Source organism: Veillonella dispar (assembly GCF_937975875.1).
Lineage (GTDB): Bacteria > Bacillota > Negativicutes > Veillonellales > Veillonellaceae > Veillonella > Veillonella dispar_B.
In genome coordinates, this window is record NZ_CALJSP010000054.1 from 1 (window position 1) to 3,481 (window position 3,481).

A 3,481-nucleotide genomic window follows, 5' to 3' on the forward strand; every position below is an offset into this window, starting at 1 on the left:
GTTGAGAACTTCTTCAACCTGAAACTGATGCGCCAGTTCATTGACCAAGAGAAGTGCGTACGTTGATTCCGCCTGCAGCAGCCATTGCTTTAACTATTTTAGTTGCCTATGGTGTATCTACGATTGATAATAGTTTGGTTGCGCCTATAGTTTTAGCAGCCTTTATATTAGGTCTAGTTTTGCCTTTAGTTGTATATGCTCATAACAAACAATCGTTGACGGCGGTTGGACCTCAACAAGGGGAATATAAATCCTTGTTAAGTGATACCATGGATAGCTTGGAGGATGTCATTAGCTACGGCAATGAACAGTTAGTATACGATCGTATTCAACATATGATGAGTACTGTGGATGCTAATAAAGGTATTATCGAGCGAGGCATGAACTTAGGCAATACGCTGTTCCTAGGTGGAGTCCAAATTACAGTTGTCATTGTAGCCATATTGGCAGCCAATGCGTTGACCGGAGCTTGGGCCAGTGTTATGGTAGCAGTTGCTGCTATTGGTACACAAGCTTGGTTTGAGGCCTTACAACCTATGATCGCTGCCGTTCATCATGGTGCTGAAAGTAAAGTGGCTACGAGTCGTCTCATAGCACTTGCAGATGAGCCAATTCCAGTAGTGGAACCAAACGCACCAAAACCATTTAATGCTAATCGAGAGATTACATTTTCTGATGTATCCTTTGGTTATGATGCGCATCGTCGTATTTATGAACATCTTAGATTAGACATTAAACAAGGTCAATCGATTGCTATTGTTGGCGCTAGTGGATCTGGTAAGACTACATTGTTTAATATGCTTGAGCGATTATATGACTACAGTGGCTCAATCCATGTTGGTGATGTAGAGTTAAAGGATATTTCTATCGATACATGGCGTAATGCTTTAGGGACGATAACGCAAGATACATATATTTTCCATGCGTCCTTTGAAGATAATATTCGACTAGCAAGACCGGATGCCTCAGAAGCTGATTTAGAGTATGCTATTGATCGTGCTTCGTTGCGCTCTGTAGTGGAACGCTTGCCAGATGGTATTCATACGATTGTTGGTAGTGGTGGTCATGGTCTAAGTGGTGGCGAACGACAACGGGTTGCTTTAGCTCGACTATTCTTGCGAAAACCTCAAGTTGTTTTGTTAGATGAACCATTAGAAGGTTTAGACCAAGTAACGAGGAAGGCTTTGCATCGTGATTTGATGGAATATGTACAGGATAAAACATGCTTATATATTACACATCAGTTAGAAGGATTAGAGCATATGGACCGTATCTTATTTATGGATAAAGGTCAAATTATAGAAGATGGAACTTACGAAGAATTAATTGCCCTTCGTGGTCACTTCTATGAATATTGTTATCTATCTATGGCAAGTATTCAATAAAAATAAATATCAATTAAATTATCTATTATAACTATTAACTTATAATAGGTTGAATATTAAACTACAGTAATAAAGCCCCTTTTGCTATGTAAAAGGGGCTTTATGTATGCCTATATTTAATAGTATATGTGGTAGTCTTTTATCGATAAATCATGCAATATATGGTATAATTTGTATATCAAAAGCTGTTTTTTACCCTTGGAGGGGTTATGACTAAGATCTTCACCAAAATACGAGCGTTGGTGGATGAAGCATTATCTGATCGTGATACAGCGGTGGATAAGGTGCCTACTATAGAAAAGGCTCCATTAGAACAAGACTTGTTCGACCACCGTTTACTATATATAGAAGAAGACACAGTCAATCGTATGTTACGGGCTGCTCTTCGCAATCATTGGCTCTTTTACGCGGTAACCTTTGAATTTGAGCCAAACAATCAAATATTCCTATCCATTATTACTAAATGGGGGAATGTGATCAATGTGGAATTCACCTTAGAGGATTTATGGTTTGATGATTACTCATCATCCTTTGCAATCCGTCTCGACACAAATAATATAGATACAGGTGGGTTTATTTTAAACTCTATCCTACACTTATTAGGTAACTGGTGCCTCAGTCTCTTTGGTATATTCTTTAATCCTATTGCACTAGGTGAGAAGGGATCTACTATGCGTTTTGAGAAAAAGGGGATTATCCAGTTCGATCTATTACCGAATACACAAGTAAAAAAATTCATACCTTTGCCTGAACGACATATCGGTAGTAATGGTCCTGTTCTATTGGGGAATCCTCGTACTAGCCAATCTGTTTTACAGTTAGATTACTATGCGTTCCACGATCCAGTAGATACATTCACTGTACCAGATGTACCAACCCGTACTAGCTGGCTTCGTTCTATCGACATTGCGGCCGTTCTCTTGTTGCCAATCGGCGTGTGGATTACCTTTATTATCTTGCATCACTACTTGCCTACAGAAACTTTAGAATTCTCATTCTCTACATATTTCTTGATTTCTTTAGGGATTTTTATTATATCCTTCTTGGTTATGAATATTCCGAGATATTTGTACATGTACTTTGATTCTCGTAAACAGTGGCAAAGTGCATTTGTGCATAATAACATCAAGATACAAATGCGTAAGTTACACCGTCGCATCTTCATGCAACAGGCTACACTTACATCTGATTGTGATGAAGATACGGCTAATGAAAGTCAAGAGCGAATTAAACATTTATTATTACAAATTCGTGATAAGCGGTTCCTTGCAAATCGACTTAAAATTGCTGACGATGATAGAATGCGTAAGCAAAAGGTTAAGTTTATTATCGCCTATATCGGTTGTACATTGATTGAGTTAATGTTACTCATGAATTATTAGGCATTGATTACTAAATGACTGAAATAACTGAATAGTCTATGGTAAAGAAAAAACGTATCTCTTTCTAGAGATACGTTTTTTCTTTATGTAGTGGGACATGTTATGAGTTAACGCTTTTTACGACGTTTGCGAACGGTTTTTCTAATTTCTCGTTCTGTTTCTGATTTAGGTTGTTGCATTGACTCATAAGTTGGTCTATTCACAGGCATAAATGGAGGATTCCCATATTGATTTGGTTCCGGTTGTCCCGGTAAAACCCAAAAGAGGAAGCCTATGAGCCATACGAAAAGTTCAAGCAAGTAATTGAATGGCGATACAGCAGAATAGGTATTGATAAAAATGATGATTACCGACCATAGAATCCCTGCCCAAGCATTAAAGCCGATATCATGAATACGACGGCCAAATAAGATGCAGGATAATGGGAATAAGGATGCTAATAAAATCCATATAACAACCCTTGTAAACCAATAGGCAGGTAAAGAAACAACAAAGTCCAAGAATAGATCATCAATGTAGTGAACGATGTGGAATAAAATCATTAAAACAATGAAGCATATGATAAATTGTAGTCGATTTAACCGTCCCGTTAGATTAAAAATCGATAATCCCATACGTCGACCTTGGAATGCAATGAGCAAACCGACAGTACATATGAGTAGTGTTCGTAATACAACATAGAGTAAATCCATAAGTTCCCCTTTATTTATATCT

General features: G+C 37.8%; 3 protein-coding genes. 2 read left to right on the forward strand and 1 reads right to left on the reverse strand.

The window, feature by feature from the left end:
- Positions 1–53: 53 nt before the first annotated feature.
- Positions 54–1,385 (forward strand): amino acid ABC transporter ATP-binding/permease protein, encoded by a 1,332-nt coding sequence (locus tag Q7P05_RS02715; protein WP_303930295.1) that lies wholly within the window; start codon positions 54–56, stop codon positions 1,383–1,385.
- A 209-nt stretch (positions 1,386–1,594) separates the two neighbouring features.
- Positions 1,595–2,767 (forward strand): hypothetical protein, encoded by a 1,173-nt coding sequence (locus Q7P05_RS02720; protein ID WP_005387195.1) that lies wholly within the window; start codon positions 1,595–1,597, stop codon positions 2,765–2,767.
- Between the two features lie 107 nt (positions 2,768–2,874).
- Here the strand turns inward: Q7P05_RS02720 and Q7P05_RS02725 are convergent.
- A partial coding sequence (locus tag Q7P05_RS02725) for a DUF805 domain-containing protein (RefSeq protein WP_303930296.1) occupies positions 2,875–3,481 on the reverse strand: 607 nt, incomplete at its 5' end.

What these genes read in the sequence shown, in the direction of transcription:
- Q7P05_RS02720 (WP_005387195.1), top strand. Translation starts at nt 1,595, where the DNA reads ATGACTAAGATCTTCACCAAAATACGAGCGTTGGTGGATGAAGCATTA.